The organism is Nonomuraea sp. NPDC050478, from assembly GCF_044458265.1.
Taxonomy (GTDB): Bacteria; Actinomycetota; Actinomycetes; order Streptosporangiales; family Streptosporangiaceae; genus Nonomuraea; species Nonomuraea ferruginea.
Genome location: NZ_JBITHT010000008.1, coordinates 171,202 through 195,027 on the forward strand (window position 1 = coordinate 171,202; position 23,826 = coordinate 195,027).

At 72.7% G+C, this 23,826-nt stretch carries 20 protein-coding genes; 14 read left to right on the forward strand and 6 right to left on the reverse strand.

All coding sequences use genetic code 11. The annotated features are described in order from the left end of the window. Window positions 1-19 precede the first annotated feature (19 nt). Together ACIBF7_RS36565 and ACIBF7_RS36570 are read left to right on the forward strand one after the other, a co-directional pair. Complete coding sequence (locus tag ACIBF7_RS36565) at window positions 20-691, forward strand: DUF998 domain-containing protein (RefSeq protein ID WP_271279166.1); 672 nt, start codon at window positions 20-22, stop codon at window positions 689-691. Window positions 692-768: 77 nt separating this feature from the next. Continuing rightward, window positions 769-1,932: an MFS transporter gene (locus ACIBF7_RS36570; RefSeq protein ID WP_271279167.1), complete on the forward strand. Its 1,164-nt coding sequence runs from the start codon at window positions 769-771 to the stop codon at window positions 1,930-1,932. Here the strand turns inward: ACIBF7_RS36570 and ACIBF7_RS36575 are convergent. Both ACIBF7_RS36575 and ACIBF7_RS36580 read right to left on the reverse strand, forming a co-directional pair. Beyond that, a complete protein-coding gene (locus ACIBF7_RS36575) occupies window positions 1,921-2,871 on the reverse strand; it encodes a Gfo/Idh/MocA family oxidoreductase (RefSeq protein ID WP_397199184.1) in 951 nt (316 codons plus the stop codon). The two genes, ACIBF7_RS36570 and ACIBF7_RS36575, sit on opposite strands and share 12 nt — an antisense overlap. A 36-nt stretch (window positions 2,872-2,907) precedes the next feature. Then, entirely contained in the window at window positions 2,908-4,278 is a 1,371-nt protein-coding gene (locus ACIBF7_RS36580) for a PLP-dependent aminotransferase family protein (protein WP_397199185.1), read from the reverse strand. 68 nt (window positions 4,279-4,346) lie between these two features. On the opposite strand from ACIBF7_RS36580, the gene ACIBF7_RS36585 reads away from it, so the two are divergent. Together ACIBF7_RS36585 and ACIBF7_RS36590 are read left to right on the forward strand one after the other, a co-directional pair. Continuing rightward, entirely contained in the window at window positions 4,347-5,255 is a 909-nt protein-coding gene (locus ACIBF7_RS36585; RefSeq protein WP_219544033.1) for a DMT family transporter, read from the forward strand. Window positions 5,256-5,273: 18 nt separating this feature from the next. Next, window positions 5,274-6,929 carry a fumarate hydratase gene (locus tag ACIBF7_RS36590; protein ID WP_397199186.1) on the forward strand — a complete coding sequence of 552 codons (1,656 nt, stop codon included), beginning with the start codon at window positions 5,274-5,276 and terminating at the stop codon, window positions 6,927-6,929. A 38-nt stretch (window positions 6,930-6,967) separates the two neighbouring features. On the opposite strand, the gene ACIBF7_RS36595 is transcribed toward ACIBF7_RS36590, so the two are convergent. Next, on the reverse strand, window positions 6,968-7,156 hold the full coding sequence (locus ACIBF7_RS36595; protein ID WP_148029184.1) for a DUF5999 family protein: 189 nt from the start codon (window positions 7,154-7,156) through the stop codon (window positions 6,968-6,970). Between the two features lie 449 nt (window positions 7,157-7,605). Here ACIBF7_RS36595 and ACIBF7_RS36600 point away from each other — a divergent pair, with 449 nt between their 5' ends. Genes ACIBF7_RS36600 through ACIBF7_RS36610 form a run of 3 tightly spaced genes read left to right on the forward strand, consistent with a single transcriptional unit; the run spans window position 7,606 to window position 11,926 of the window. Next, window positions 7,606-8,715 (forward strand): serine/threonine-protein kinase, encoded by a 1,110-nt coding sequence (locus tag ACIBF7_RS36600; protein WP_219544036.1) that lies wholly within the window; start codon window positions 7,606-7,608, stop codon window positions 8,713-8,715. A gap of 35 nt (window positions 8,716-8,750) precedes the next feature. Continuing rightward, window positions 8,751-10,508, forward strand: coding sequence for a protein kinase (locus tag ACIBF7_RS36605; protein WP_397199187.1), 1,758 nt, complete (start codon window positions 8,751-8,753; stop codon window positions 10,506-10,508). 29 nt (window positions 10,509-10,537) lie between these two features. Further along, complete coding sequence (locus tag ACIBF7_RS36610; protein WP_148029181.1) at window positions 10,538-11,926, forward strand: aspartate ammonia-lyase; 1,389 nt, start codon at window positions 10,538-10,540, stop codon at window positions 11,924-11,926. Here the strand turns inward: ACIBF7_RS36610 and trpD are convergent. After that, entirely contained in the window at window positions 11,923-12,975 is a 1,053-nt protein-coding gene (gene trpD / locus ACIBF7_RS36615; RefSeq protein ID WP_397199188.1) for an anthranilate phosphoribosyltransferase, read from the reverse strand. The two genes, ACIBF7_RS36610 and trpD, sit on opposite strands and share 4 nt — an antisense overlap. A gap of 244 nt (window positions 12,976-13,219) precedes the next feature. Here trpD and ACIBF7_RS36620 point away from each other — a divergent pair, with 244 nt between their 5' ends. Genes ACIBF7_RS36620 through ACIBF7_RS36635 form a run of 4 tightly spaced genes read left to right on the forward strand, consistent with a single transcriptional unit; the run spans window position 13,220 to window position 18,163 of the window. After that, complete coding sequence (locus ACIBF7_RS36620; protein ID WP_219544040.1) at window positions 13,220-13,972, forward strand: 3-hydroxybutyrate dehydrogenase; 753 nt, start codon at window positions 13,220-13,222, stop codon at window positions 13,970-13,972. Window positions 13,973-14,000: 28 nt separating this feature from the next. After that, window positions 14,001-15,860: a helix-turn-helix domain-containing protein gene (locus ACIBF7_RS36625; RefSeq protein WP_397199189.1), complete on the forward strand. Its 1,860-nt coding sequence runs from the start codon at window positions 14,001-14,003 to the stop codon at window positions 15,858-15,860. Between the two features lie 30 nt (window positions 15,861-15,890). Continuing rightward, on the forward strand, window positions 15,891-17,165 hold the full coding sequence (locus ACIBF7_RS36630; protein WP_397199190.1) for an MFS transporter: 1,275 nt from the start codon (window positions 15,891-15,893) through the stop codon (window positions 17,163-17,165). Continuing rightward, the gene (locus ACIBF7_RS36635) at window positions 17,162-18,163 is read left to right on the forward strand and encodes an alpha/beta fold hydrolase (RefSeq protein ID WP_397199191.1); all 1,002 of its coding nucleotides are present in this window, start codon (window positions 17,162-17,164) and stop codon (window positions 18,161-18,163) included. Before ACIBF7_RS36630 ends, ACIBF7_RS36635 begins: the two co-directional genes overlap by 4 nt. A gap of 6 nt (window positions 18,164-18,169) precedes the next feature. On the opposite strand, the gene ACIBF7_RS36640 is transcribed toward ACIBF7_RS36635, so the two are convergent. Together ACIBF7_RS36640 and ACIBF7_RS36645 are read right to left on the reverse strand one after the other, a co-directional pair. Continuing rightward, window positions 18,170-20,167: a glycosyltransferase gene (locus tag ACIBF7_RS36640; RefSeq protein ID WP_148029175.1), complete on the reverse strand. Its 1,998-nt coding sequence runs from the start codon at window positions 20,165-20,167 to the stop codon at window positions 18,170-18,172. Between the two features lie 70 nt (window positions 20,168-20,237). Continuing rightward, complete coding sequence (locus ACIBF7_RS36645) at window positions 20,238-20,930, reverse strand: transglycosylase SLT domain-containing protein (protein WP_397199192.1); 693 nt, start codon at window positions 20,928-20,930, stop codon at window positions 20,238-20,240. 283 nt (window positions 20,931-21,213) lie between these two features. Between ACIBF7_RS36645 and ACIBF7_RS36650 the strand changes: the two genes are divergently transcribed. The 3 genes from ACIBF7_RS36650 to ACIBF7_RS36660 are packed head-to-tail and all read left to right on the forward strand — an operon-like array spanning window position 21,214 to window position 23,814. Continuing rightward, window positions 21,214-21,888, forward strand: coding sequence for a response regulator transcription factor (locus ACIBF7_RS36650; RefSeq protein ID WP_148029174.1), 675 nt, complete (start codon window positions 21,214-21,216; stop codon window positions 21,886-21,888). A gap of 7 nt (window positions 21,889-21,895) precedes the next feature. Then, the gene (locus tag ACIBF7_RS36655; protein WP_148029173.1) at window positions 21,896-23,308 is read left to right on the forward strand and encodes a HAMP domain-containing sensor histidine kinase; all 1,413 of its coding nucleotides are present in this window, start codon (window positions 21,896-21,898) and stop codon (window positions 23,306-23,308) included. Further along, window positions 23,305-23,814, forward strand: a complete 510-nt coding sequence (locus tag ACIBF7_RS36660; RefSeq protein ID WP_148029172.1) for a hypothetical protein — start codon at window positions 23,305-23,307, stop codon at window positions 23,812-23,814. The genes ACIBF7_RS36655 and ACIBF7_RS36660 overlap by 4 nt, the downstream gene beginning before the upstream one ends. Window positions 23,815-23,826: the final 12 nt, after the last annotated feature.

Sequence of the window (23,826 nt, forward strand, 5' to 3'; positions counted from 1 at the left end):
ATCGACATGGGAGGGCGCCGTGCGACGGCCGGCACGCTGGGGACTGGGCGCGGTGGGCGCCGGGGTCGTGGTCGTCCTCGGGCTCGACGTGGCCGCCCTCGGCGAGATCGACCCGCTGCGGCGCACGATCAGCGAGCACGGCCTGACCGAGCTGGGCTGGCTGTTCGGGCTCGGCGTGACGCTGCTGGCCGTGGGGTCGGCGGCCATCGGGGTGTCGCTGGCGCGGGCCAGGCTGGCGGGGGCGGTCGGCACCCTCGCGCTGCTGGCGTGGAGCGCCGGGCTGCTGGTGGCGGCCTACTTCCCCAAGCACGACTGGTCGGTGGGGCCGAGCCTGAGCGGCAGCATCCACCGGGCGGGCAGCCTGGTGGCCTTCCTGTGCCTGCCCCTGGCCGCGCTGATCATCGCCAGGCCGTGGCGGCGCGGCGTGCGGCGCCCCGCGTCGCTGGTGGCGTTCGGGCTCGGGGTGTGCTCGCTGCTGTACGTGTCGGGGCTTGGTGTGCTGGTGCTGCTCGGTGCGCAGGACGGGCTGCGGTGGTGGCAGGTCGTGCCGCTCGGCCTGGTGGAGCGCGGGCTGGCGGCCGTGGAGGTGGCGGCGGTGGCGGCGCTCGGCTTCTGGGCGGCGGGGAGGAAGCTGTCGGCGGAGCACGCCGTGGCGGGCGCGGTGGAAAGCCGGCCGAAGAACCTTGCCTGAGTGCTGGTGGAGCGGCGTTCCCAGCGATTAACCTGACCCAGCCTCACGTTTGATTTCCCCCCACTCAGGAGGCCGCCGTGCCGTCTCCGCGTGATCGCCAGGCCCGCTTCGCCACCTTCGCCGTGTACGCGGTGCAGGGCCTGTCCTTCGCCACCCTGCTCACCCAGGTCGCGCACCTCCAGGACAAACACGGGCTGAGCACCGGGGCGCTGACCGCGCTGCTGCTCATCGTGCCGGTGTTCGCGGGGGTGGGCAGCGTGGCGGCGGGCGCGTTCGCCGCCCGCCTGGGCAGCCGGCTCCTGCTGCGCCTGGCCCAGCCCGCGGTCGCGGTGGCCGTCGTGCTCGCCGGCCTGGCTCCCAGCGTGACGCTGCTCGTGCCGGTGCTGCTGCTGTTCGGCGTGGCGGTCGGCGCGGTGGACGCGGGCATGAACATGCAGGGCGTCGCGGTCGAGCGCAGGTACGGGCGGGCGGTGCTGAACGGCTTCCACTGCCTGTGGAGCGTGTTCAGCCTGGCGGGCGCGCTGTGGGTGTCGGCGGCGGGCGACGGGCTGCCGCTGGAGGCCGTCATGGCGATCCCCATGGTGCTCGCCGTCGCGGGGTCGCTCTACGCCGGCCCCCGGCTGTACGCGCCGGACGAGGAGCGGGCCGGCACCGTGGAGCGCGCCGCCGGGACCCGGTTCCCGTGGGGGCCGATCATCCCGCTCTGCCTGGCCATGGGCTTCCTGTACGTGGGCGACGCGGCGGTCTCGAACTTCAGCACGGTCTTCATGCAGGACGAGTTGTCCGCCGACGCCCGGGTGATCCCGCTGGCCTACGCCGCCTACCAGGCGACCACGCTGCTGGTGCGGCTGGCCGGGGACGTGGTGGTCAGGAGGTACGGTCCCGCAGCCGTCGTCAGGCTGGGCGGGGCGATCGCCACGCTGGGCTTCCTGGGGATCGTGTTCGCGCCCGGCCAGCCGCTGGCGATCGTGGCCTTCGGGCTGACCGGGGTGGGGCTCTCGGTGGTGGCGCCGCAGTCGTTCTCGGCCGCCGGACGGCTGGACCCGTCGGGCACCGGGGTGGCGATCGCCCGGGTCAACCTGTTCAACTACGTCGGCTTCATCGTGGGCTCGGCCCTGGTGGGCGGGCTCGCGGACGCGGCCGGCATGCGCGCAGGCTTCGCCGCGCCGCTGGTGCTGGCCGCCGCGATCGTGGTCCTGGCCAGGGGGTTCGAGCCGAAGGCGGTCACCTCACCGCGGTGAGCTCGGCCTGACCTCGGCCACCTCGACCGGCCTGCGCTCGCGCCGGGACAGCTCGGCCGCCTCCGCCACGAAGAGCGCCGCCACCGCGTCCTCGACCGTGCACAGGCCGTCCGCGCCGCGCAGGAACCCGTCGAGCTCGGCCCGGTAGGCGTCGGCGAACCGGGCGACGAAGTCGGGCCACGGCTCACCCTCCGGCGTCAGCCCCTCGGTCGAGGTGAGCGGGGCGCGCGGGCTCAGGCCGACGGCCCTCGTGCCCCTGGTGCCGGCCAGTTCCATGCGGACGTCGTACCCCGCGCCGTTGTAACGCGAGCCCTGGACGGTGGCGAGCGTGCCGTCGTCCAGGGTGAGGAGCGCGGCGCTGGTGTCGACGTCACCCGCCTCGGCGAAGAAGGCGGCCCCCCGGTTCGCCCCCGTCGCGTACACCGAGACGACCTCGCGGCCGGTCACCCAGCGCAGGATGTCGAAGTCGTGGATGTGGCAGTCGCGGTAGATGCCGCCGGACAGCGGGATGTACCCGGCGGGCGGCGGCGCGGGGTCCGCGGTGATCAGGTGCACCCGGTGCAGGTCGCCGAGGTCGCCCCGGCGCAGCGCGGCCGCCGCGGCCGCGTACCCGGCGTCGAACCGGCGCTGGAACCCGATCACCACCCGGTTGCCCCCGGCCGCCTCCAGCACCTCCAGCGTGCCCTTGACGTCGCCGGCCACCGGCTTCTCGCAGAAGGCCGGGACGCCCCGGCGGCACGCCTCCAGCAGCAGCTCGGCGTGGGTGCTCGTGGGGGTGGCGATGACCACCGCGTCGGCCTCGAACGGGTCTCCGGGCCTGCCGTGCGGCGACGTCCGTACGGGGTCGGCCACGATCAGGTCGTCGACCAGCGGGTGCGCGGCCAGCGTCGCGGCGTGGAACGCGCCGATCCGTCCCAGCCCCAGCAAACCCACGCGCATGGCACCTCCCGTTGGGATCGGCCTTCTTTGTAACCCTCAGATCTCTATTTGTCCAGACATAAGGACTTTAAGCCCTTGTATCGTCTCCGCGGCGCGGCGCGCGGGCAACCGGGCGAACCCGGCCACCACCGCCGGCGGGCCGGCGCCGAAGCGCATCCCGCCGACCGGCTCGGCGACCAGGCCCAGCTTCCGGGCCGCCGCGGCCATCCGGTCCTCGTCCCAGCCCCGCGGCAGCTCCAGGTAGACGTGCAGGCCCGCCTCGATGCCCAGCACCCGGACCTCGGGCAGCTCGCGGGCCAGCGACTCGACCAGGGCGTCCCGGCGGCGGCGGTACTCCCTGCGCATCCGCCGCAGGTGCCTGTCGTAGCCGCCGGTGCGCAGGAAGTGGGCCAGCGCGTACTGCTCGATCACCGGGGAGCCCAGGTCCAGCTCGCCCCGGGCGCGGCGGACCGCCTCGGCCAGGCGGGCCGGGGCGACGACCCAGCCCAGCCGCAGGCCGGGCGCCAGCGCCTTGCTCACGCTGCCGGACAGGATCACCCGGTCGGGCGCGAGCCCTTGGAGGCAGCCGACCGGGTCGCGGTCGAAGCGGAACTCGGCGTCGTAGTCGTCCTCCAGGATGACCCGGTCGCCGTCGCGGGCCCACTCCATGAGCGCGGCCCGGCGCGCGGGCGAGAGCACCACGCCCGTGGGGAACTGGTGCGCCGGCGTGACCAGCGCCGCGTCCGCCCGGTCCCGCAGCGCCGTCACGTCCAGCCCCTCACCGTCGACCGGGACCGGCACCGGGTCCGCGCCCGCGCGGCGCAGCAGCGGGAGCTGGCGGTGGCTGCCCGGGTCCTCCACCGCGAGCCGGAGCCGGCCGGCCCCCGCGAGGACGCGCAGGATCAGGCTCAGCCCCTGGGCCACGCCGCCGACCACGACCAGGTTGTCCGGGCGCACGTCGGCGGCCCGCACCCGCCTCAGATAGCCGGCCAGCTCCTCGCGCAGCTCGGGGACGCCGCCGGGGTCGCCGTAGTCGAGCGCGTCGCCGGGCATGGTGGCGAGGACGTGGCGGATCGCGGCCAGCCAGCGTTCCCTCGGGAAGAAGCCGAGGTCGGGCGAGGTCGGGCGGTGCCCGTAGTAGGGGGCGCCCTCCTGGACCGGCGAGGGCTCGGCGCGGTGCGCGGCGGTCGCGGCGACCTGGGTGCCGGCGCCGACCCGGGAGACGAGGAACCCCTCGGCGACGAGCTGCTCGTACGCCTCGACCACGACGCCGCGGGAGACGCTCAGGTCGGCGGCGAGGTCGCGGGTGGCGGGCAGGCGGGTGCCGGGGGCGAGGCGGCCATGACGGACGGAGTCGCGCAGATGGGAGGCGATCTGCCCGGCGATCCCCCCTTTTTCCCGATTTATCGGCACATGGAGGTCGGCCATATTGGTCCTCTGTCGCAGCGCTGGATTGGACTGTTTACGCGGACCATTGTGTCCCTAGCCTGGCAGCCATGAGAAGCGGAGTCGCCGGTGCCACCGCGGCCATGTTCTGTGTTGGCACCCTGGCCGGAGTGTCCGACCTGGTCGGGGACTATCCCGTGTACGGCGGGCAGGCCGTGCGCTACCTGGTCGCGGCCGTCATCCTGGTGGCGATCACCCGGGTGATGGGGCTGCGGTTCGTCCGCCTGACGCCCCGGGAGTGGCTGCTGCTCGGCGCGCTGGCCCTGACCGGGCTCGCGCTGTTCAACGTGTTCGTGGTCGAGTCCGCCCGCGCCGCCGGGCCCGCGCTCGTCGGCACCGTCCTCGGCACCGTGCCGCTCTGGCTGGCGTTCGCCGGCGGCCGACCGGCGCCGCGCCTGCTCGCCGGGGCCACCGTGGTCGTGGCGGGCGCGACGCTCGCCACCGGGCTCGGCAGCGGCAACCTGCCCGGCCTGCTGTGGGCGCTGGGCGCGCTGGCGGGCGAGGTGTGCTTCTCCGTGCTGGCGCTGCCGCTGCTGCCGAAGCTCGGCGCGATCCGGGTGTCGACGTACTCCACGGTGCTGGCCGTGCCGATGCTGGCGGCGATCGGGGTGGTGCGCGAGGGGCCGGGCATGCTCCGGGTGCCGACCACGGCCGAGGCGCTGGGCTTCGGCTACCTGGCCGTGGTGGTGACCGTGGTGGCGTTCCTGCTCTGGTACAGCTCGCTGCCCAGGCTGGGGCCGGGCAGGGCGGGGCTGTTCGCCGGGCTCATCCCGGTCGGCGCGATCGTCACCGGGCTGGTGCTCGGCGTCGCCACGCCGTCCGCCTACGACCTGGCCGGGGCGGGGCTGGTGATCGCGGGCATCCTGGTCGGGCTGAGCGGGGCGCGCTCCCGCACCTCCGAGGCGACCCCCGCGCCACCCAAGGGACGGACGGTGACCGGCAAAGGCGTACCCTTCTAGCGGATCGAAAGGATGGACATGGCCGACTTCGACTACACCGACCTTCTCCCGCTGGGTGCCGACGACACCGAATACCGGCTGATCACATCGGAAGGGGTGCGGACGGTCGAGGCGGCGGGGCGCACGTTCCTCGAAGTGGACCCCGAGGCGCTGCGGCAGCTCACCGAGGCCGCCATCCACGACATCTCCCACTTCCTGCGCCCGTCCCACCTGGCCCAGCTCCGCAAGATCGTCGATGACCCCGAGTCCAGCGGCAACGACCGGTTCGTGGCGCTCGACCTGCTGAAGAACGCCTCCATCTCGGCCGGCGGCGTGCTCCCCATGTGCCAGGACACCGGCACCGCGATCGTCATGGGCAAGCGCGGCCGCCACGTCCTCACCGACGGCCGCGACGCCGAGGCCATCTCCCGCGGCGTGTACGACGCGTACACCAAGCTCAACCTCCGCTACTCCCAGATGACCCCGCTGTCCATGTGGGACGAGAAGAACACCGGCAGCAACCTGCCCGCCCAGATCGAGCTCTACGCCGAGGACCCGCACGGCCACCCCGACGAGTACAAACTGCTGTTCATGGCCAAGGGCGGCGGATCGGCCAACAAGTCGTTCCTCTACCAGGAGACCAAGGCCGTGCTCAACGAGAAGCGGATGATGGCCTTCCTGGAGGAGAAGATCCGCTCCCTCGGCACCGCCGCCTGCCCGCCCTACCACCTGGCCGTGGTGGTGGGCGGCACGTCCGCCGAGTACGCGCTCAAGACCGCCAAGTACGCCAGCGCCCGCTACCTCGACTCGATCCCCACCGAGGGCTCCGAGTCCGGCCACGGCTTCCGCGACCTGGAGATGGAGGCCAAGGTCTTCGAGCTGACGCAGAAGCTCGGCATCGGCGCGCAGTTCGGCGGCAAGTACTTCTGCCACGACGTGCGGGTGATCCGGCTGCCGCGCCACGGCGCCTCCTGCCCGGTGGCCATCGCCGTCTCCTGCTCGGCCGACCGGCAGGCGCTCGCCAAGATCACTCCCGAGGGCGTGTTCCTGGAGCGGCTGGAGACGGACCCGGCGCGGTTCCTGCCCGACACCACCGACGAACACCTGTCCGGCGACGTCGTCTCGATCGACCTCAACCGGCCGATGCCGGAGATCCTGGCCGAGCTGTCGAAGTATCCGGTCAAGACCCGGCTGTCGCTCACCGGGCCGCTCGTCGTGGCCCGCGACATCGCGCACGCCAAGATCGCGGAGCTGCTCGACGGGGGCGGCGAGATGCCGCAGTACCTGAAGGACCACGCGGTCTACTACGCGGGCCCGGCCAAGACCCCGGAAGGGTACGCGTCCGGCTCGTTCGGGCCGACCACCGCGGGCCGGATGGACTCGTACGTGGAGCGCTTCCAGGCGGCCGGCGGCTCGATGGTGATGCTGGCCAAGGGCAACAGGTCACGGCAGGTGACCGAGGCCTGCGGGCAGTACGGCGGCTTCTACCTGGGCTCCATCGGCGGCCCCGCCGCCCGGCTGGCGCAGGACTGCATCAAGAAGGTCGAGGTGCTGGAGTATCCGGAGCTGGGGATGGAGGCGATCTGGAAGATCGAGGTGGTCGACTTCCCGGCCTTCGTCGTGGTCGACGACAAGGGCAACGACTTCTTCACCGACACCACCGGGCCGGTGCTGTCGATCGGCCGGCGGCGCTGACCCGTGGCCGGTGCCGGGTGACGCCCGGCACCGGCCGCTCAGGCGGCGAGCAGCGTGCGGTGGGGGGCGACGACCGAGCCGTCGGGGAGCAGCAGGCCGGTGTCCTCGAACAGCACCACACCGTTGCAGAGCAGGCTCCAGCCCTGGTCGGGGTGGGCCTTGAGCACGTGAGCGGCCTCACGGTTCAATGAGCCGGCGCTGGGACATTCGGGGAAGTGACTGCACATCTCGCACCTCTCAGGTGGCGCTCCTGGTTGTCCTGGTCTCAGTAGGGCAGCTTGCGCCCCGACGGCGTGCGGAGGTCCAGCGAGGTCGCGCTCGGCCTGCGGGGCCGGCGCCGAACCCGGATCTGGCGCATCTTCCTCACGTCCTCTGGTCTTCGTCGGTCGACCTTCGGGCGGATGCCTTCATTCTGACGACCGGCACCGACAGTTTCCGGCCTCCTCTGAGGATCCCTGCCCGTTGCGCCCACGATGCCCCCGCGCCCTTACCACAGCCTTACAACCTGCTGACGGTGTCGTGTGCGCGCCTTTCAGAAGGGCTGCGGACCACTCGCGGGGGAAAGCGCCATGACATGTCACTGACCCGACCAGTCAGGCGAGTTGACTTGGATTCGCAACAAATAATCGGCCCGGCCTCTACTGGTCGGTTTACACGAATAGGTAAGCTGCCAGGCATGCGTGCGCCCTCCGGTTACCTCCTCGCCGCGCGCTACCGGCTCGTGGAGCCGGTCGGACGCGGCGGCATGGGCACCGTGTGGCGGGCACATGACGAGCTGCTCAATCGTGAAGTGGCGGTCAAGGAGGTCCGCCTGCCCAAAGTCCTCGACGAGGAGTTGCGTGCCGAGTTGTGCGCGCGCACCGAGCGCGAGGGCCGGGCGACCGCGATGGTGGCGCACCCGTCCGTGATCACGGTCTTCGACGTGGTCACCGAGGACGACCGGCCGTGGATCGTCATGGAGCTGCTCCGCGCCAGGTCCCTTGAGCAGCTCATCCAGGAGCGGGGGCCGCTGGAGCCGCGCCGGGTGGCCGAGATCGGCCGCCAGATCCTCGGCGCGCTCCGGGCCGTCCACGCCAAGGGCATCCTCCACCGCGACGTGAAGCCCAGCAACGTGCTGGTGACCGAGGACCGCGCGGTGCTCACCGACTTCGGCCTGGCCGCGCTCGAAGGCGACGTCTCCATCACCCAGGCGGGCATCGTCCTCGGCTCGGCCGGCTACATCGCGCCGGAGCGCGTGCTCGGCTCCAAGGCCAGCCCCGCCGCCGACCTGTGGTCGCTCGGCGCGACCCTCTACACCGCCGTCGAGGGCCGCGGCCTCCACGGACGGCGTACGGCGGCCGCCGCGCTCGCGGCGCTGACCAGTGGCGAGCCGATCCCGATGAGCAAGGCGGGGCCGCTCGCGCCGGTCCTGGACGCGCTGCTCCGCATCGACCCCCACACCCGCCTCGACTCCGTGCGCGCCTCGCTGATGCTGACCCGCGTCGCGGGGGGCGGCTCGGCCGAGGAGCCGCTGACCCCGCGCAGGCTCCCGCGTCCCGCAATGGTGCCGAGCGCGCCCGCTTTCGCACGCCGGCCCACCCACCGCGGCCTCCACCGGGCCGACGTCACCACACCCCCGTTGAGTGTTCCCCCGCAGCGTCAGGAACGCCGGCCGGGTGAGGGTGTCCACCGCAGGCGGGTCGAATCCCGTCCAATGCCATCCACTTATGCCCGTTTCATGGCTACGGTGATAAAGTTGTTCCTTCCTCGGCGGTTCTGGCCTAGAGAACTTCGCAAGCGAGGGTAAAGCACTTCCCAAGCGAGAATCGATATCTTCTTCTCATGCCGGAACAGCAGACGCACCTGCTCGCGGAGCGCTACGAGCTCCTCGCGCCGCTCGGCCGCGGCACCATGGGCACCGTGTGGCGGGCCCGTGACCGCGCGCTCGGCCGCGAGGTCGCGGTCAAGGAGATCCGCCAGGACTCGGGGCTGACCGAGGAGCAGCGCGCCGAGCTGCGCGAACGCATGGTCCGCGAAGGGCGCCTCGCCGCCCGCATCAGCCATCCGGCGGTCGCGGCCATCCACGACGTCATCGTGCACGCCAACCGGCCGTGGATCATCATGGAGCTCGTCGAGGGCCGCTCCATGGAACAGGTGATCGACGAGGAGGGGCCGCTGCCGCCCCGGCTGGTGGCGGAGATCGGCGTCGACCTGCTGGGCGCGCTGCGCGCCGCGCACGCCCAGGGCATCACCCACCGCGACGTCAAGCCCGGCAACGTGCTCATCACCGAGACCGGGCGCGTGGTGCTCACCGACTTCGGCATCGCCAAGGCCGAGGGCGACTCCAAGCTGACCAGGACCGGCATGGTCATCGGCTCGCCCGGCTACACCGCGCCGGAACGTGCCAGAGGCGACTACACCGGCCCCGAGTCCGACCTCTGGTCGCTCGGGGCGACGCTCTACTTCGCCGTCGAGGGCCGTCCCGCGTACGAGCGGGCGACGATCGCCGAGACGCTGGCGGCGCTGCTCAGTGAGAGCGCCGACCCGCCCACCCAGGCGGGCCCGCTGCGGCCCGTGCTCGACGGTCTGCTCAACAAGGACCACCAGCGCCGGCTGAACGCCGCCCAGGCGGAGACCATGCTGCGGATGGTCGCAGACACGCCGACCAGCGAGATGCCGGTGATCACGGCCGAGTCACTCGCCGACCAGGAGCCCTCCTTGCCCCAAGCCCCCCGTCCCGGCGCCTCGCCGCAGGCCGGCCCGGTCCCTCCGGGCGCCGGCCCCGTACCCGCCGGTTTCCCCGGCCCGGCGGGTGGGCCCAGCCACTTCGGCCCCGGTCCCGCTCCTGGCGACCGCCCGTACCCGCAGGCTCCGGCCGCGCAGACGCCCCCTTCCCCCAGTGCGGGCGCCCCCCGCTCCGCCGGAGCCAACCCCTACGCCGGTACCGACCCGCACGGCCGCCCAGGACCGAGCAGGTCCGACCCCCACGGCGCGGGACCCAGCGGTTCCGACCCCCACGGCGCGGGACCCAGCGGTTCCGACCCGTACGGCACGGGACCCAGCGGTTCCGACCCGTACGGCGCGGGATCGGGTGGGGGGAACCCGTACGGCGCCGGACGTGACGCGTTCAGCCGCCCGCCCGCGCAGGAGCGTCCGCAGGACTCGGAGCGCACCGTGAGCATGATGCGCCCGAAGACCCCGCTCCCCCAGACGCCGAGCCCGCAGGGCCCGCCCCCGCAGCGCGGGCCGCACTCCGACGAGGGCGCCTTCACCACGACCCGTCTCCCCCGCCCCCAGCCGAACTCCCCCGGCCTCCAGGTCTACCCGCCCGCCCCGCAGCAGCCGCCCGGCCAGGGCCCGCAGCAGATGCCGCACCCGTCGGGCGCTCAGCAGATGCCGCCGCGTCGGCAGCAGCAGCAGTTCCCGCCGGCCCTGCCGCCGGAGCCGGACGACGCGCCCGGTCTCGGCACCGACCTGTTCTCGATCGTCGGCCCCGAGCAACGCCCCAGCAACCGCACCGGCATGCTGGTGCTCATGGGGGTGGCCGCCGCGGCCGCCGTGGTGATCGCCATCCTCGTCGTGGCACTGCTGACGAACTGATTCGCCCGCTGTGGGTAAGACTGGGAGGCATGACCGAGTATCGCGTTGAACACGACTCGATGGGCGAGGTGCACGTCCCCGTCAGCGCCAAGTGGCGCGCGCAGACCCAGCGGGCGGTGGAGAACTTCCCCGTTTCCGGTCGTGCCCTGGAGCCGTCCCACATCGCCGCCCTCGGCCTGATCAAGGCGGTGGCCGCCGAGGTCAACGGCGAGCTCGGGGTGATCGACAAGGATCTGGCCGAGGCGATCGCCCAGGCGGCCGCCGACGTGGCGGAGAACGAGCATGACGCCCACTTCCCCGTCGACGTCTTCCAGACCGGCTCCGGCACCTCCTCCAACATGAACGTCAACGAGGTCGTCGCGACGCTGGCCGAGGAGCGGCTGGGCCGTCCGGTCCACCCGAACGACCACGTCAACGCCTCGCAGTCGTCCAACGACGTGTTCCCGACGTCGATCCACGTGGCGGCGGCGACGGAGGTCTCGTTCCACCTGCTGCCCTCGCTGGAGCATCTGGCGGTCGCGCTGCGGACCAAGGAGCTGCAGTTCGGCGACGTGGTGAAGGCCGGGCGGACCCACCTGATGGACGCCACGCCGGTGACGCTGGGCCAGGAGTTCGGCGGCTACGCCACCCAGATCGAGCACGGCGTGGTCCGGGTGCGGCGGGCTCTCGGCCACGTGCTGGAGCTCCCGCTGGGCGGCACCGCGGTCGGCACCGGCATCAACACCCCGCCGGGCTTCGCAGAGAAGGCGATCGCCAAGCTCCGCGAGGCCACGGGCATCGACTTCCGCGAGGCGGCCGACCGCTTCGAGGCCCAGAGCACGCAGGACTCCATCGTGGAGCTGTCGGGCCAGCTCAAGGTCGTGGCCGTCTCGCTCAACAAGATCGCCAACGACCTGCGGTGGATGGGCTCCGGCCCCCGCGCGGGCCTCGGCGAGATCAACCTGCCCGACCTGCAGCCGGGCTCGTCCATCATGCCGGGCAAGGTCAACCCCGTCATCCCCGAGGCCACGGCCATGGTCGCCGCCCAGGTCATCGGCAACGACGCCGCCATCACCTTCGCGGGCGCCTCCGGTTCCTTCGAGCTGAACGTCCAGCTCCCGGTCATCGCCCGCAACATCCTGGAGTCCGTGCGCCTGCTGGCCGGCATCTCCCGCCTGCTGGCCGACCGCTGCGTGGCCGGCATCACGGCCAACGTCGACCGCATGCGCGAGTACGCCGAGTCCTCCCCGTCGATCGTCACCCCGCTCAACCGGTACGTGGGTTACGAGGAAGCCGCCAAGATCGCCAAGCAGGCCCTCGCGGAGCGCAGGACGATCCGCGAGGTGGTCATCGAGCGCGGTCACGTCGCTGACGGCACCTTGACGGAAGCCCAGCTGGACGCCGCCCTCGACGTGCTGTCGATGACCCGCCCGTCCTAACGGGCGGTCTGCCGCTGGGTGGCGGCGGCCCACCGTTCGAGGAGGTCGGTGGCGGCTCCGCTGTCGACCGCGGTCCTGGCTCGCTCGTACGCCTTCTCCAGCGCGGGCGTGAGGTCGTCGGCGCCCGGCGTGCCCTCGGCGGCGACCAGGGCGGCGGCGGCGTTCAGCAGCACGATGTCGCGGACGGGCCCGCGCACGCCCGACAGCGTGTCGCGGGCCACCTCGGCGTTGCGGGCCGGCGGGCCGCCGCGCAGGTCGCCGGGATCGCAGCGCGGGATGCCGAGGTCGGCGGGGTCGAAGCGGGTGCGGCTGACGGTGCCCTTGCGTACCACGTAGATGGTGGAGGGGCCTGAGGTGGTGAGCTCGTCCAGGCCGTCGTCGCCGCGGAAGACCAGGCTGGAGGCGCCGCGCTCGGCCAGCACGCCAGCGATGGTCTCGGCCATCGTGGGGTGGTAGACGCCGATGGCGGAGGCGGTGGGCAGGGCCGGGTTGGTGAGCGGGGCGAGGAAGTTGAAGACCGTGGGGACCCCCAGCTCGCGGCGCGGGCGTGAGGCGTGCTTGAGCGCGGGGTGGAAGACGGGGGCGAAGCAGAACGTGATGCCCACCTCCTCGGCCACCTCCACGACGGCGGCAGGCGGCAGGTCGACGACGACGCCCAGCTCCTCCAGGACGTCGGCGGCGCCGGTGCTGGAGGAGGCGGCCCGGCCGCCGTGCTTGACCACCTTGGCCCCCGCGGCGGCGGCGACCACGGCGGCCATGGTGGAGACGTTGACCGTGTTGGCCCGGTCGCCGCCCGTGCCGACCAGGTCGACGGTCTCACCGGGGATCCTGATCGCGGACGTCCCGGCGAGCAGGCCGTCGGCCAGGCCGGAGAGCTCCGCGACGGTCTCGCCCTTGGCGCGCAGCGCGACGGCGAAGGCGGCGATCTGGGCGTCCGTGGCCCCGCCCGACATGATCTCCGACATGGCCCAGGAGGTCTGGGCCGAGCTGAGCGGCTCACCGTCGAGGAGCGTGGTGAGCAGTGCGGGCCAGGTGGTGGTGCCGGTCATGGATGACGCCCTTTCTCGTCTCGAATGCTCGACGGGGGGCGCCCCTTGCCGGGTGGCCGCCTCGTCGAGGCGGCCGGGGTGCGTACGCGCGCTGCAGGACCGCCTAGAGGGCGGGCCACCACAGCATCGGGTACGCGGTCATGAGCGCAAGAGTATCAGGAGAGCGCCCACACATAGGGCTGCACCGATCTATGTCGTGAGCACCCATGCCGTGGCCCGAGGGGCGACGCTTAGGGTCGGATCCATGGCGAAGGAGCTGACTGGGCGGACTGCGCTGGTGACGGGAGCCGGGAGCGGGATCGGCGCGGCGTGCGCCAGGCGGCTGGCCATCGACGGGGCGCGGGTGCTGGTCGTGGACCGGCTGGCCGAGCCGGCCGCCGAGGTCGCCGCGGAGGTCGGCGGCGTGGCGGTGGTGGCCGACCTGACAGACCCGGGGTTCGTCGCCGCGCTGCCGGACGAGCCGGTCGACATCGTGGTGAACAACGCCGGCTTCCAGCACGTGGCCGCGATCGAGGAGTTCCCTCCCGAGGTGTTCTCGGCGATACTCAAGGTGATGGTCGAGGCGCCGTTCCTGATCGCGCGGCGGGTGCTGCCGGGCATGTACGAGAGAGGGTGGGGACGTTTCGTCAACATCTCCTCGGTGCACGGACTGCGCGCCTCACCGTACAAGTCGGCTTACACGACGGCGAAGCACGCGCTGGAGGGGTTCTCCAAGACGCTGGCGCTCGAAGGGGCGCCGCACGGCGTGACCTCCACCTGCGTCTGCCCCGCTTACGTGCGCACCCCGCTGGTCGAGGGCCAGATCGCCGGCCAGGCCAGGGTCCACGGCGTCGGCCCCGACCAGGTGGTGGAGGAGATCATGCTGCGGCCCGCCGCGATCAAGCGGCTGATCGAGCCCGAGGAGGTGGCCGAGCTGGCCGCCTACCTCTGCGGGCCGGCCGGTTCGTTCATCACCGGCGTGTCCCTGCCGGTCGACGGCGGCTGGACGGCGCGGTAGTGCCCTCACGACGGCCGGGGCGGCGGCGATGACCAAGCGTTTCCTGGAGCTCCTGGCCAGGGAGGCGTCGGCGGTCGAGTTCGAGGGGCCGGTGATCGAGGCCAGGGCCGCGGGCGCCGACCCGGCCGCCGTCGAGGAGCTGGAGCGGGCCAAGGTCGAGGCGCTCAAGGTGCGGGCGCTGCTGCGGCGCAGGGCCAGGCGCGAGGCCGAGCTGTCGGCGCTGTACGACACGGCGGGCGACCTGTCGGCGCTGCGCGACCTGGACGCGGTGCTGGAGGCGATCGTGCACCGCGCCAGGCAGCTCCTGGCGACCGACACCGCCTACCTGACGCTGCACGACCCGGCCCGCGGCGACACCTACATGCGGGTTACCGACGGCTCGATCTCGGCCAAGTTCCGATCGCTGCGGCTGGCCATGGGGTCGGGGCTGGGCGGGCTGGTGGCGCAGACCGCGGTCCCGTACGCGACCGCCGACTACTTCGCCGACGCCAGATTCCGCCACAAGCACGACATCGACGAGGCCGTCACCGAGGAGGGCCTGGTCGCGATCCTGGGGGTGCCGCTGCGGCTGGGCCAGCGGGTGATCGGCGTGCTGTTCGCGGCCAACCGCAGCGCCCGGCCGTTCCACCAGGAGGAGGTCTCGCTGCTGGGCAGCCTGGCGGCGCACGCCGCGGTGGCGATCGACAACGCCCGGCTGCTGCAGGAGACCAGGAACGCGCTGGAGGAGCTGTCGCAGGCGCACCGCGTCGCCAGGGAGCACGCCGAGGCGGTGGAGCGGGCGGCGACGGCGCACGACCGGATGACCTCGCTGGTGCTGCGCGGCGGCGGCATCGAGGACGTGGCCGCCGTGGTGACGGACGTGCTCGGCGGCGAGCTGGCCGTGCTGGACGACCTGGGCAGGCCGCTCGCGGGCGACGCGGCCGGGCTCGACGCCGGCGTGTTCGAGGCGGCCCAGGCCTCGCGCGCGCTCGGCCGTACCGTGCGCAGGGGCGACCTGCGCATCGCGTCGGTGGACGTCGGCGGCGCGCCGCTCTGCACGCTGGTGCTGCGCAGCGACGACGCCGACGAGCGCATCCTGGAGCGGGCCGCGCTGGTGTGCGCGCTGCTGCTGCTGTTCCGCAGGAGCGTGGCGGAGGCCGAGGGGCGCGTACGGGGCGAGCTGCTGGACGATTTGATCTCCCGGCCCGGCTCGCCCGGCCTGCGCGACCGCGCCCTGCGGCTGGGCGTCGACCTGTCGGCGCCGCACGTCGTGGTCGTGGCCCGGCACGACGGGCAGCGGGAGCGGGCCGCGTTCTGGGCGTCGGCGGAGGCGGCGCTCCGGCACGGGCTGGCCGCGGGGCGCGGCGACGAGGTGGTGCTGCTGCTGCCCGGCACGGACGCGGGCCCGCTCGCCCGGCGCGTGGCCGCGGAGCTGAGCGTCTCGCTGCACGCCCCCGCGACGGCCGGCGCCGCCCGGGCCGGAGACGTCGCGGGCGCCTACCGCGAGGCGCGGCGCTGCGCGGACGCGCTGGTCGCGCTCGGCCGGGCGGGCGACGGCGCGAGCACTGCCGAGCTGGGGTTCGTCGGGCTGCTCATCGGCGAGGGCCGCGACGTGCCCGGCTTCGTCATGTCCGCGCTCGGCCCGGTGATCGAGTACGACACGCGCCGCGGCACCGCGCTGGCCGCCACGCTCGCGGCGTACTTCGCCGCCGGAGGCTCCCCCTCGCGCACGGCCGAGACCATGCACATCCACGTGAACACCGTCACCCAGCGGCTGGACCGCATCGGCAAGCTGCTCGGCGACGGCTGGCAGGAGCCGGACCGGGCGCTGGAGATCCAGCTCGCCCTCCGCCTGCACCGGCTCGGCCACACAGGCACCGGCGACAGTGTGGGTTCTCAGCCCATATGAGTGACGCCGGTCACTCCCTAGCGTGACGGCATGGCCACCACATCCATCAAGAAGATCGTCGGCGCGAGTCTGATCGGCACCACCATCGAGTGGTACGACTTCTTCCTGTACGGCTCGGCAGCCGCACTCGTGTTCAACAAGCTGTTCTTCCCCGAGTCCGATCCGCTCACCGGGACGCTGCTGGCGTTCCTCACCTACGCCGTCGGCTTCGTCGCCCGCCCGCTCGGCGGGCTGGTGTTCGGCCACTACGGCGACCGGTTCGGCCGCAAGACGCTGCTCGTCGTCAGCCTGCTGATGATGGGCGGCGCGACGTTCCTCATGGGCCTCCTGCCCACGCACGCCGCGATCGGCGCGGCGGCGCCGCTGCTGCTCACGACGCTCCGCCTGGTGCAGGGCTTCGCGCTGGGCGGCGAGTGGGGCGGCGCGGTGCTGATCGTCTCCGAGCACGGGGACGCCAGGCGCCGCGGCTTCTGGGCGTCCTGGCCCCAGGCGGGCGCGCCCGGCGGAAACCTGCTGGCGACCGGCGTGCTGGCCGCGCTCGCCGCCTGGCAGCCGGAGGAGCAGTTCCTCGCCTGGGGCTGGCGGATCCCGTTCCTGCTGTCGGGCGTGCTGGTGCTGGTCGGGCTCTGGATCCGGCTGACGATCACCGAGTCGCCGGTCTTCCAGCAGGCCGAGCCGGAGAAGGCGCCGCCGATCGTCGGCGTGCTGCGGCACCACTCCAAGGACGTCGTCATCGCGATCGGCGCGCGGATGGCGGAGAACATCTCCTTCTACCTGCTCACCGTCTTCGTCATCACCTACGCGAAGAGCACCGGGGTGTCGAACTCGACCGTGCTCAACGCGGTGCTGCTCGCCTCGGCCATCCACTTCGTCACGATCCCGATGTGGGGCGCGCTGTCGGACCGGATCGGCCGCCGCCCGACCTACCTCGCCGGGGCGGCCGGCGTCGGGGTGTGGATCTTCGCGTTCTTCCCGCTGATCGACACCGGCAACTTCCTGGCGATCACGCTCGCGGTCACGGTGGGGCTGCTGTTCCACGGCATGATGTACGGCCCGCAGGCGGCCTTCTTCTCCGAGCTGTTCGGGACCAGGATGAGGTACACAGGAGTCTCGATCGGCGCCCAGCTGTCGGCGATCGTGGCCGGTGCGCTGGCGCCGGTGATCGCGGTGGCGCTGCTCCGCGACTTCGGCAGCAGCCTGCCGATCTCCATCTATCTGGCGGCCGCGGCGGTCATCACGCTGGTCGCGGTCTACGCCGCCAAGGAGACGCAGGGACGCGACCTGGCCGAGAGGATACGCGCGTGAAGGTCACCACGCCGAGGCTCACCCAGCACGTCAGGACCGTCGACGGCAGGACCGGCGAGCCGGTGCTGTTCGTGCACGGCAACGTCTCCTCCGGCGCGTTCTGGCGCGACACCATGGCCGCGCTGCCCGGCGGCTTCCGGCCGCTCGCGGTGGATCTGCGCGGGTTCGGCGAGACCGACTCCCTCCCGGTCGACGCCACCCGCGGCGCGCGCGACTTCTCCGACGACCTGGCCGAGCTGGTCGAGGCGCTGGACCTGGCCCCGGTGCACCTGGTGGGCTGGAGCATGGGCGGCGGCGTGGTGCTCAGCCTGCTGCGCGACCGCCCGGCCGCCGTCCGGAGCGTCACCCTGGTCAACCCGGTCTCGCCGTACGGGTTCGGCGGCACCGAGGGCGCCGGCGGCCGGCTCACCCACCCCGACGGCGCCGGCTCGGGGGCGGGCGGCGTGAACCCCGACTTCGTGGCCAGGCTGGCGGCGGGTGACCTGTCGGACGAGGCGATGACCTCGCCGCGCTCGGTCTTCCGCGCCACGTACGTCAAGAACCCGGTCCCCGATGAGGACTTCTACGTCCGCGCCATGCTCACCACCCGCACCGGCGAGGGCAACTACCCCGGCGACGCGGCCACCTCGGAAGCCTGGCCGCACGTCGCGCCCGGCAAGACGGGCGTGCTCAACGCGATGGCCCCGACCCGCTTCCGGCTGGACGACCTGCACGAGATCGACCCGAAGCCGCCGATCCTGTGGATCAGGGGCGCCGACGACCAGATCGTCTCCGACACCTCGATGTACGACCTCGCCCACCTGGGCGCGCTGGGCCTGGTGCCCGGCTCGACCGGCACCCCGGCCCAGCCGATGGTCACGCAGACCAGGGCCGTCCTGGACCGCTACGGCCGTTACCGGGAGGAGGTGCTGGCCGACTGCGGCCACAGCCCGCATCTGGAGCACCCGGAGGCGTTCGTCCGCCTGCTGGCCGGACACCTGAGGGAGGCCCGATCCTGACCGCTCTCAGTCCCTGAGGTAACGGTGCTTGCCCGCGCGCGCCAGCCGGATGAGCCGGCGCGCGCCGGGCAGGCGGCGGGCCAGCCGCAGCCAGGCGGTGTCGCGGGCCAGCGGGAAGCGCCGTTCCGGGGTGACGGCCGTGGCCGGCCGCACCACCGCCCTGCCGTGCCGCAGCTCCACCGCGAACCGCAGCCCGAGCTCCTCCTCGGCGCCGCGCAGCGACGCCAGCCAGACGCCGGGCCCCAGGTTGTCCCTGCCGGGCATCCGCCGCTTGATCGGCACCTTGGCCACGAGCTGGCCGGCCAGCCTGCCGGGCACGCCCGCCTCCACCAGCGCGGGAGCCGACAGCTCCCGCTCGCGCCGCCCGCCCGTGCGCAGCACCAGCTCCAGCGGCGGCCCGCCGCTCGGCGGCACGTACGGCACGGGCAGCACCACCCACAGGTGCTCGCCGAGCAGCTTGACGTTCACGCCGGGCGAGACCAGCGCGATCGACTCGGTGAACGAGCGCGGCTCGACGGCCAGCCCCAGCTCCCCCGTGTCCGTCCAGCACGGCACCACCAGCCGCGTCCTGGGCCGCTGGGCGAGCACGCCGAGGCAGTTGAGCGGCCCGTCCGGCCGCCGCACCCGGCTCCTGGCCTGGTGGGCGCCGCCGAACATGCGCACGTGCACCTCCCACTGGCCGGGCCTGAGCGGTTCGCCGTGCGCGGCCGTCGTCACGTCCACCCTGGCCTCGCCGAGGATGCGCACGCGGGCGTGCCTGCGCCCGTCCTGGACCTTGTCCACCTGGTACGCGACGGGCAGGAAGTGCACGTCACCGGTCTCGGCGTGGCGCACGTACACCTCGATGCGGGCGCGCTCGACGGCGCCGGTGACGTCGGTGACGCTCTCCGGCAGCAGCCTCGCGTCGACGGCGCGCGGCGGCTTCCAGAACAGCCGGTCGCCGTCCGTCAGGAACCGCTCGGGCCTGCCCTCGCCGCTCAGCACCTCCACGCTCAGCCCGAGCGCCAGCACGTGCGCGTCCCAGCGGACCTCGGTCAGGTCGGCGCGCAGCCCGGCCCGCCGCCCGGAGTTGGCCAGCAGGACGAGCTGGTCCAGCCGTCCGGCCCTGATGAGCGCGGCCACGGCCCTGAGCTGGACGGGCAGGTAGCGGTCGAGCCGCTCGGGGAAGCGCTCTTCGACGAGCTCCTGGACCATGCGGAAGTAGGCGCCCCGGTCGATCGAGGAACCGGCGAACGCGGTCGTCAGGAACGGCCGCAGCACCGCCGAGCGGAACCAGTACGCGTACATCCGGTCACGCTGGCGGCCCTCGCCCACGTACCCGTCGATGTCGCCGAGCAGGGACCGGAGCTCGCGCACGGCGGTGCGCGGCTCCTCGGCGGCGACCTCGCGCGCGCCCAGGTGGCAGCAGACCTGGTCGGCGAGCACCGCGATGATCTTGGCGCGCAGGTAGGCGCGGACCACGAACGCCTGCTCGGCGATGACCCCGCCGGGCACGGCGAAGCCGAGTTCGTGCTCCTCCAGGAAGGCGCGGCGGTAGAGCTTGTGCGGGGTGAGCAGGGTGAGCAGGCGGTCGCGGAGGATGTCGGCGCGGGGCTTGTTGCGGTCGAAGGCGGTCATGGGCGGCCCGCCGTCGCGCACCAGACGCCCCACGAGCACGTCGGCGTCGGCCTCCACGGCCCGCTCGTGCATGCGTTCCAGGCCGTCGCGCGCCAGCCGGTCCTGCTGGCCGAGCATGAAGACGTAGTCGCCCTTGGCGGCGGCCACGCCGACGTTCCGGCCGCGCATGGGGGAGCCCGTGTGCGGCAGGTGCAGCACGCGCACGTTCCTGCGGACCGCGGCGATGGTGTCGAGCCGCTCGGCTATCCCGTCCGTGGACCCGTCGTCCACGAAGATCACTTCGTACGCGTCCGCTGGGAGGGTCTGTTCCAGCGTCGACCGGATGCACGGATCGGCTGAGTCACCCGGATTGTGGACATTGACGATCACACTGACCTTCACACCCATGCGGCCAGCGTGCGGGGTCCTTCCCGGACGGGCGTGACGGCTTGCCGATTACAGGGGGAAAGATGCCTTGTTAATACCATCCCCTGGCCTGGGAGTGCCCCCAGGCTCCACAGGGAGTGCCGTAGCGGCCCTTGATGTAACCGAGACCCCACTTGATCTGGGTGGCGGGGTTGGTCTGCCAGTCGGCGCCGGCGCTGGCCATCTTGGTGCCGGGCAGCGACTGCGGGATGCCGTAGGCGCCGGAGTAGCGGTTCATCGCCCGCTCGTTCCAGCCGCTCTCCTTCTGCCAGAGGCTCTCCAGGCAGCCCCACTGGTCGGTGCCGAAGCCGAACGAGCCGAGCATCTCCTTGGCGACGGCCTTGTTGGAGCCGGGCGAGGGGGTGCTGCCGGGCGGGAAGTTGGCGGGCGGGAAGCCGTCGCCGCCGGGCGCCTTCTTCTTGATGATGACGGTGTCGAGCGGGTCGTTGCCCTGGCGCGACTGCTTCAGCCTGTCGGCCTTGTGCGCCTGCACGGCGGCGGCCTTGAGCTGGTCGGTCTTGGGGTCGGCGCCCGACAGGTCGCCGCTGGCGATGCGGGCGAACTCCTCCAGCGTGGGCCCCTCGACCGGTGGCCTGTTGGCGTTCTCGATGGCGCGGTGGACGACGAAACCGCCGCCGCCGAACACGACCACGGCGGACAGGCCGATGATCATCACCCGCTTGGGGCTCAGCCGCGAACGCTTGCGCGCCGCCCGGGCGGCCTGGCGCGTGGGACGTTCGCTCAAAGTCGGACCTGGACTCACGGTCCATGAGCTTGCCCTGACTTGGGGGGTGCTCCGCAACCGAATCGGTCAATTCGCTTGGCACTCCCTTGGCCAACCAGCAGGTAGGCCCGACTTTCTCCCCTGTGTGATTTTGGTCACACAGGGCGGCCTGCCCTCCGGGCACCCGATTCCGGAGGGAAGGCCGGTATTCAGGGTCGGTCAGCCAGTTGTTCATGGCATGCGCGGCACGTCACAGTTTAGTTACAGAACGCGGGCATACCCGACATAGCACAATAATGTGGCCGTGGCTGGCATTCTCCTCGTCGAAGACGATCCCTCGGTGCGCACGGCGCTCGAACTCGCGCTGTCCCGCCAAGGGCACTCCGTCACCTCGTACACCACGGGCGAGGAGGCTCTCGACCACATCAGGGCGCGCCGTCCCGAGATCGCCATCCTGGACGTCATGCTGCCCGGGATCGACGGCGTCGAGGTGTGCCGGCGCATCCGCAAACTCGACCAGCTCCCCGTGATCCTGCTCACCGCGCGCGGCGACGACCTGGACATCGTGGTCGGCCTGGAGGCGGGCGCCGACGACTACGTGGTCAAGCCGGTCGAGCCGCGCGTCCTGGACGCCCGCATCAGGGCCATCCTGCGCAGGGCCGAGTCCGCCGCCTCCGACCGCATCACCTTCGGCGACCTGGTCATCGACCGGGGCGCGCTCAAGGTGACGCTGGCCGGCAAGGAGATCCACCTGACGCCCACCGAGCTGCGCCTGCTGCTGGAGCTGGTGCGCCACCCCGGGCAGGTGCTCAACCGGCGCTACCTGCTGCGCTCGGTCTGGGACCACACGCACGTCGCCGACTCCCGGCTGGTCGACGCGTGCGTGCAGCGGGTCCGGGCCAAGATCGAGCCGAGGCCCGCCGAGCCGGTGTTCATCCACACCGTGCGCGGCTTCGGCTACCGGTTCAGCCCTCCGTGACCGGCTCGTGATCAGGTTCCCCACCGGGTTCCGCGCCCGGCTCGTCTTCACCTTCACCCTGGTCGCCATCACCGCCTCCGTCCTGGTGGCCACCATCGGGTTCGAGCTGGCCAAGTCCGCGCTGGTGAAGCGCGCCGAGGACACCGCCATCGACCTCGTCACCAGGGAGCTCAACCGGATAACGTTCCCCATCGGCAGGCTCAGGCAGGGCGAGGCCGCGCCCGGCATGAGCGAGCTGGCCGACCTCGCGGACGCGCTCGACGGGCCGGGGCGCAGCGTCGTCATCGAGTACGGCGACCTGCTCCACTCCGACGGCCCGATGACGCTGAACGACGTGCCCAACGAGCTGCACGGCCGGGCCAAGCGGTTCGTCGTCACCCAGCGCAAGGTGGTGCGCAACGAGCTGTGGCTCATCGTCGGCTCCGCCGTCTACCGCGACAACGGCCAGGAGCCCGAGGCCACCGGCCTGCGCGCGTTCGTCTTCTTCCCGATGCGCGACGAGCAGAGCCAGCTCGTCACCCTGCGCACCACGATGGCCCAGGGCGGCGGGGCCATCGTGCTCATCGCCCTGGTGGTGGCGCTGGCGTCGGCGCGGCAGGTGCTGCGGCCCGTCGGGCGGCTCAGCGCGGCCGCGCAGGCGCTCGGCCAGGGCCGCCTGGACACCCGCCTGCCCGTGCACGGCCAGGACGAGCTGGCCGAGCTGACCGCCCGGTTCAACGACGCCGCCGCCGCGCTGGAGCTCAGCGTGTCGGAGCTGCGCTCGCTGGAGGCCATGTCGCGCCGGTTCGTCGCCGACGTCTCGCACGAGCTGCGCACCCCGCTCACCGCGATGACCGCCGTGGCCGACATGCTGTACGAGGAGGCGAACCGGCTGCCCGACGCCCCGGCGGAGGCCGTACGGCTGGTGCTGCACGAGATCGAGCGGCTGCGCGAGCTGGTCGAGCACCTCATCGAGGTGAGCCGCTTCGACGCCGGCACCGCGACGCTCAGCCTGGAGCCGGTGAACGTGGCCGACACGATCCAGGACTGCCTGGAGGTGCGCGGCTGGACCGAGCAGGTGCGGGTCAACGCCTCCCGCAGCCTCGTCGTCAACCTGGATCCGAGCAGGTTCGACGTCATCGTGGCCAACCTGGTCGGCAACGCGCTCAAGCACGGCGCCCCGCCGGTGCTGGTCAACGCCAGGGGCACGGAGAACGGCCTGGAGGTGAAGGTGCGCGACCACGGCAAGGGCATCCCTCCCGAGGCGATGCCGCACGTCTTCGACCGCTTCTTCAAGGCGGGCGCGGGCCGCAGCCGCAGCCAGGGCAGCGGCCTGGGCCTGTCCATCGCGCGCGCCAACGTGCACCTGCACGGCGGCACGATCTCCGTACGCGCGCAGAACCCCGGCACCCTGTTCACGGTCTGGCTCCCGCACGCATGAGGGCGGCACGCGAGCTCCTGGGCGCGGCGGCGCTGGTGGTCGGCGTCGCCGCCTGCGGCATCCCGCCCACCGACGTGATCGAGCGGGCCGCGGCGCCCGTCATAGAGGTCCCGCCCCCGTCCAAGACCATCTACCTGCTCAAGGACGGCGAGCTGACCATGGAGCCCGCCGACGTGAGCTCGGCCTCGGTGGAGAGCCTCCTGCGCGCGCTGTTCGCCGCCTCCACGCAGCCGCTGGGCAAGCTGGACACCGCCCTGCACGGGTTCGTCTTCGACGGCATCGAGGACTCCCTCAACCCCATCCAGCGCGACGAGGTCAAGCTGCCCAGGACCTCCACCCTGACCGTGTACGTGAGGGGCGACGGCACGCTGAGCAAGACGGCGATGGCCCAGATCGTCTGCACGGCCCAGCAGGACACGGCCATCGAGGGCGTGAAGATCGTGCAGAAGTTCGGAGACCGCCCTCCGGTGACGGAGAGCGGTCTCACGTGCGGCGAGCTCCGGTGAGCCCGCCGGACG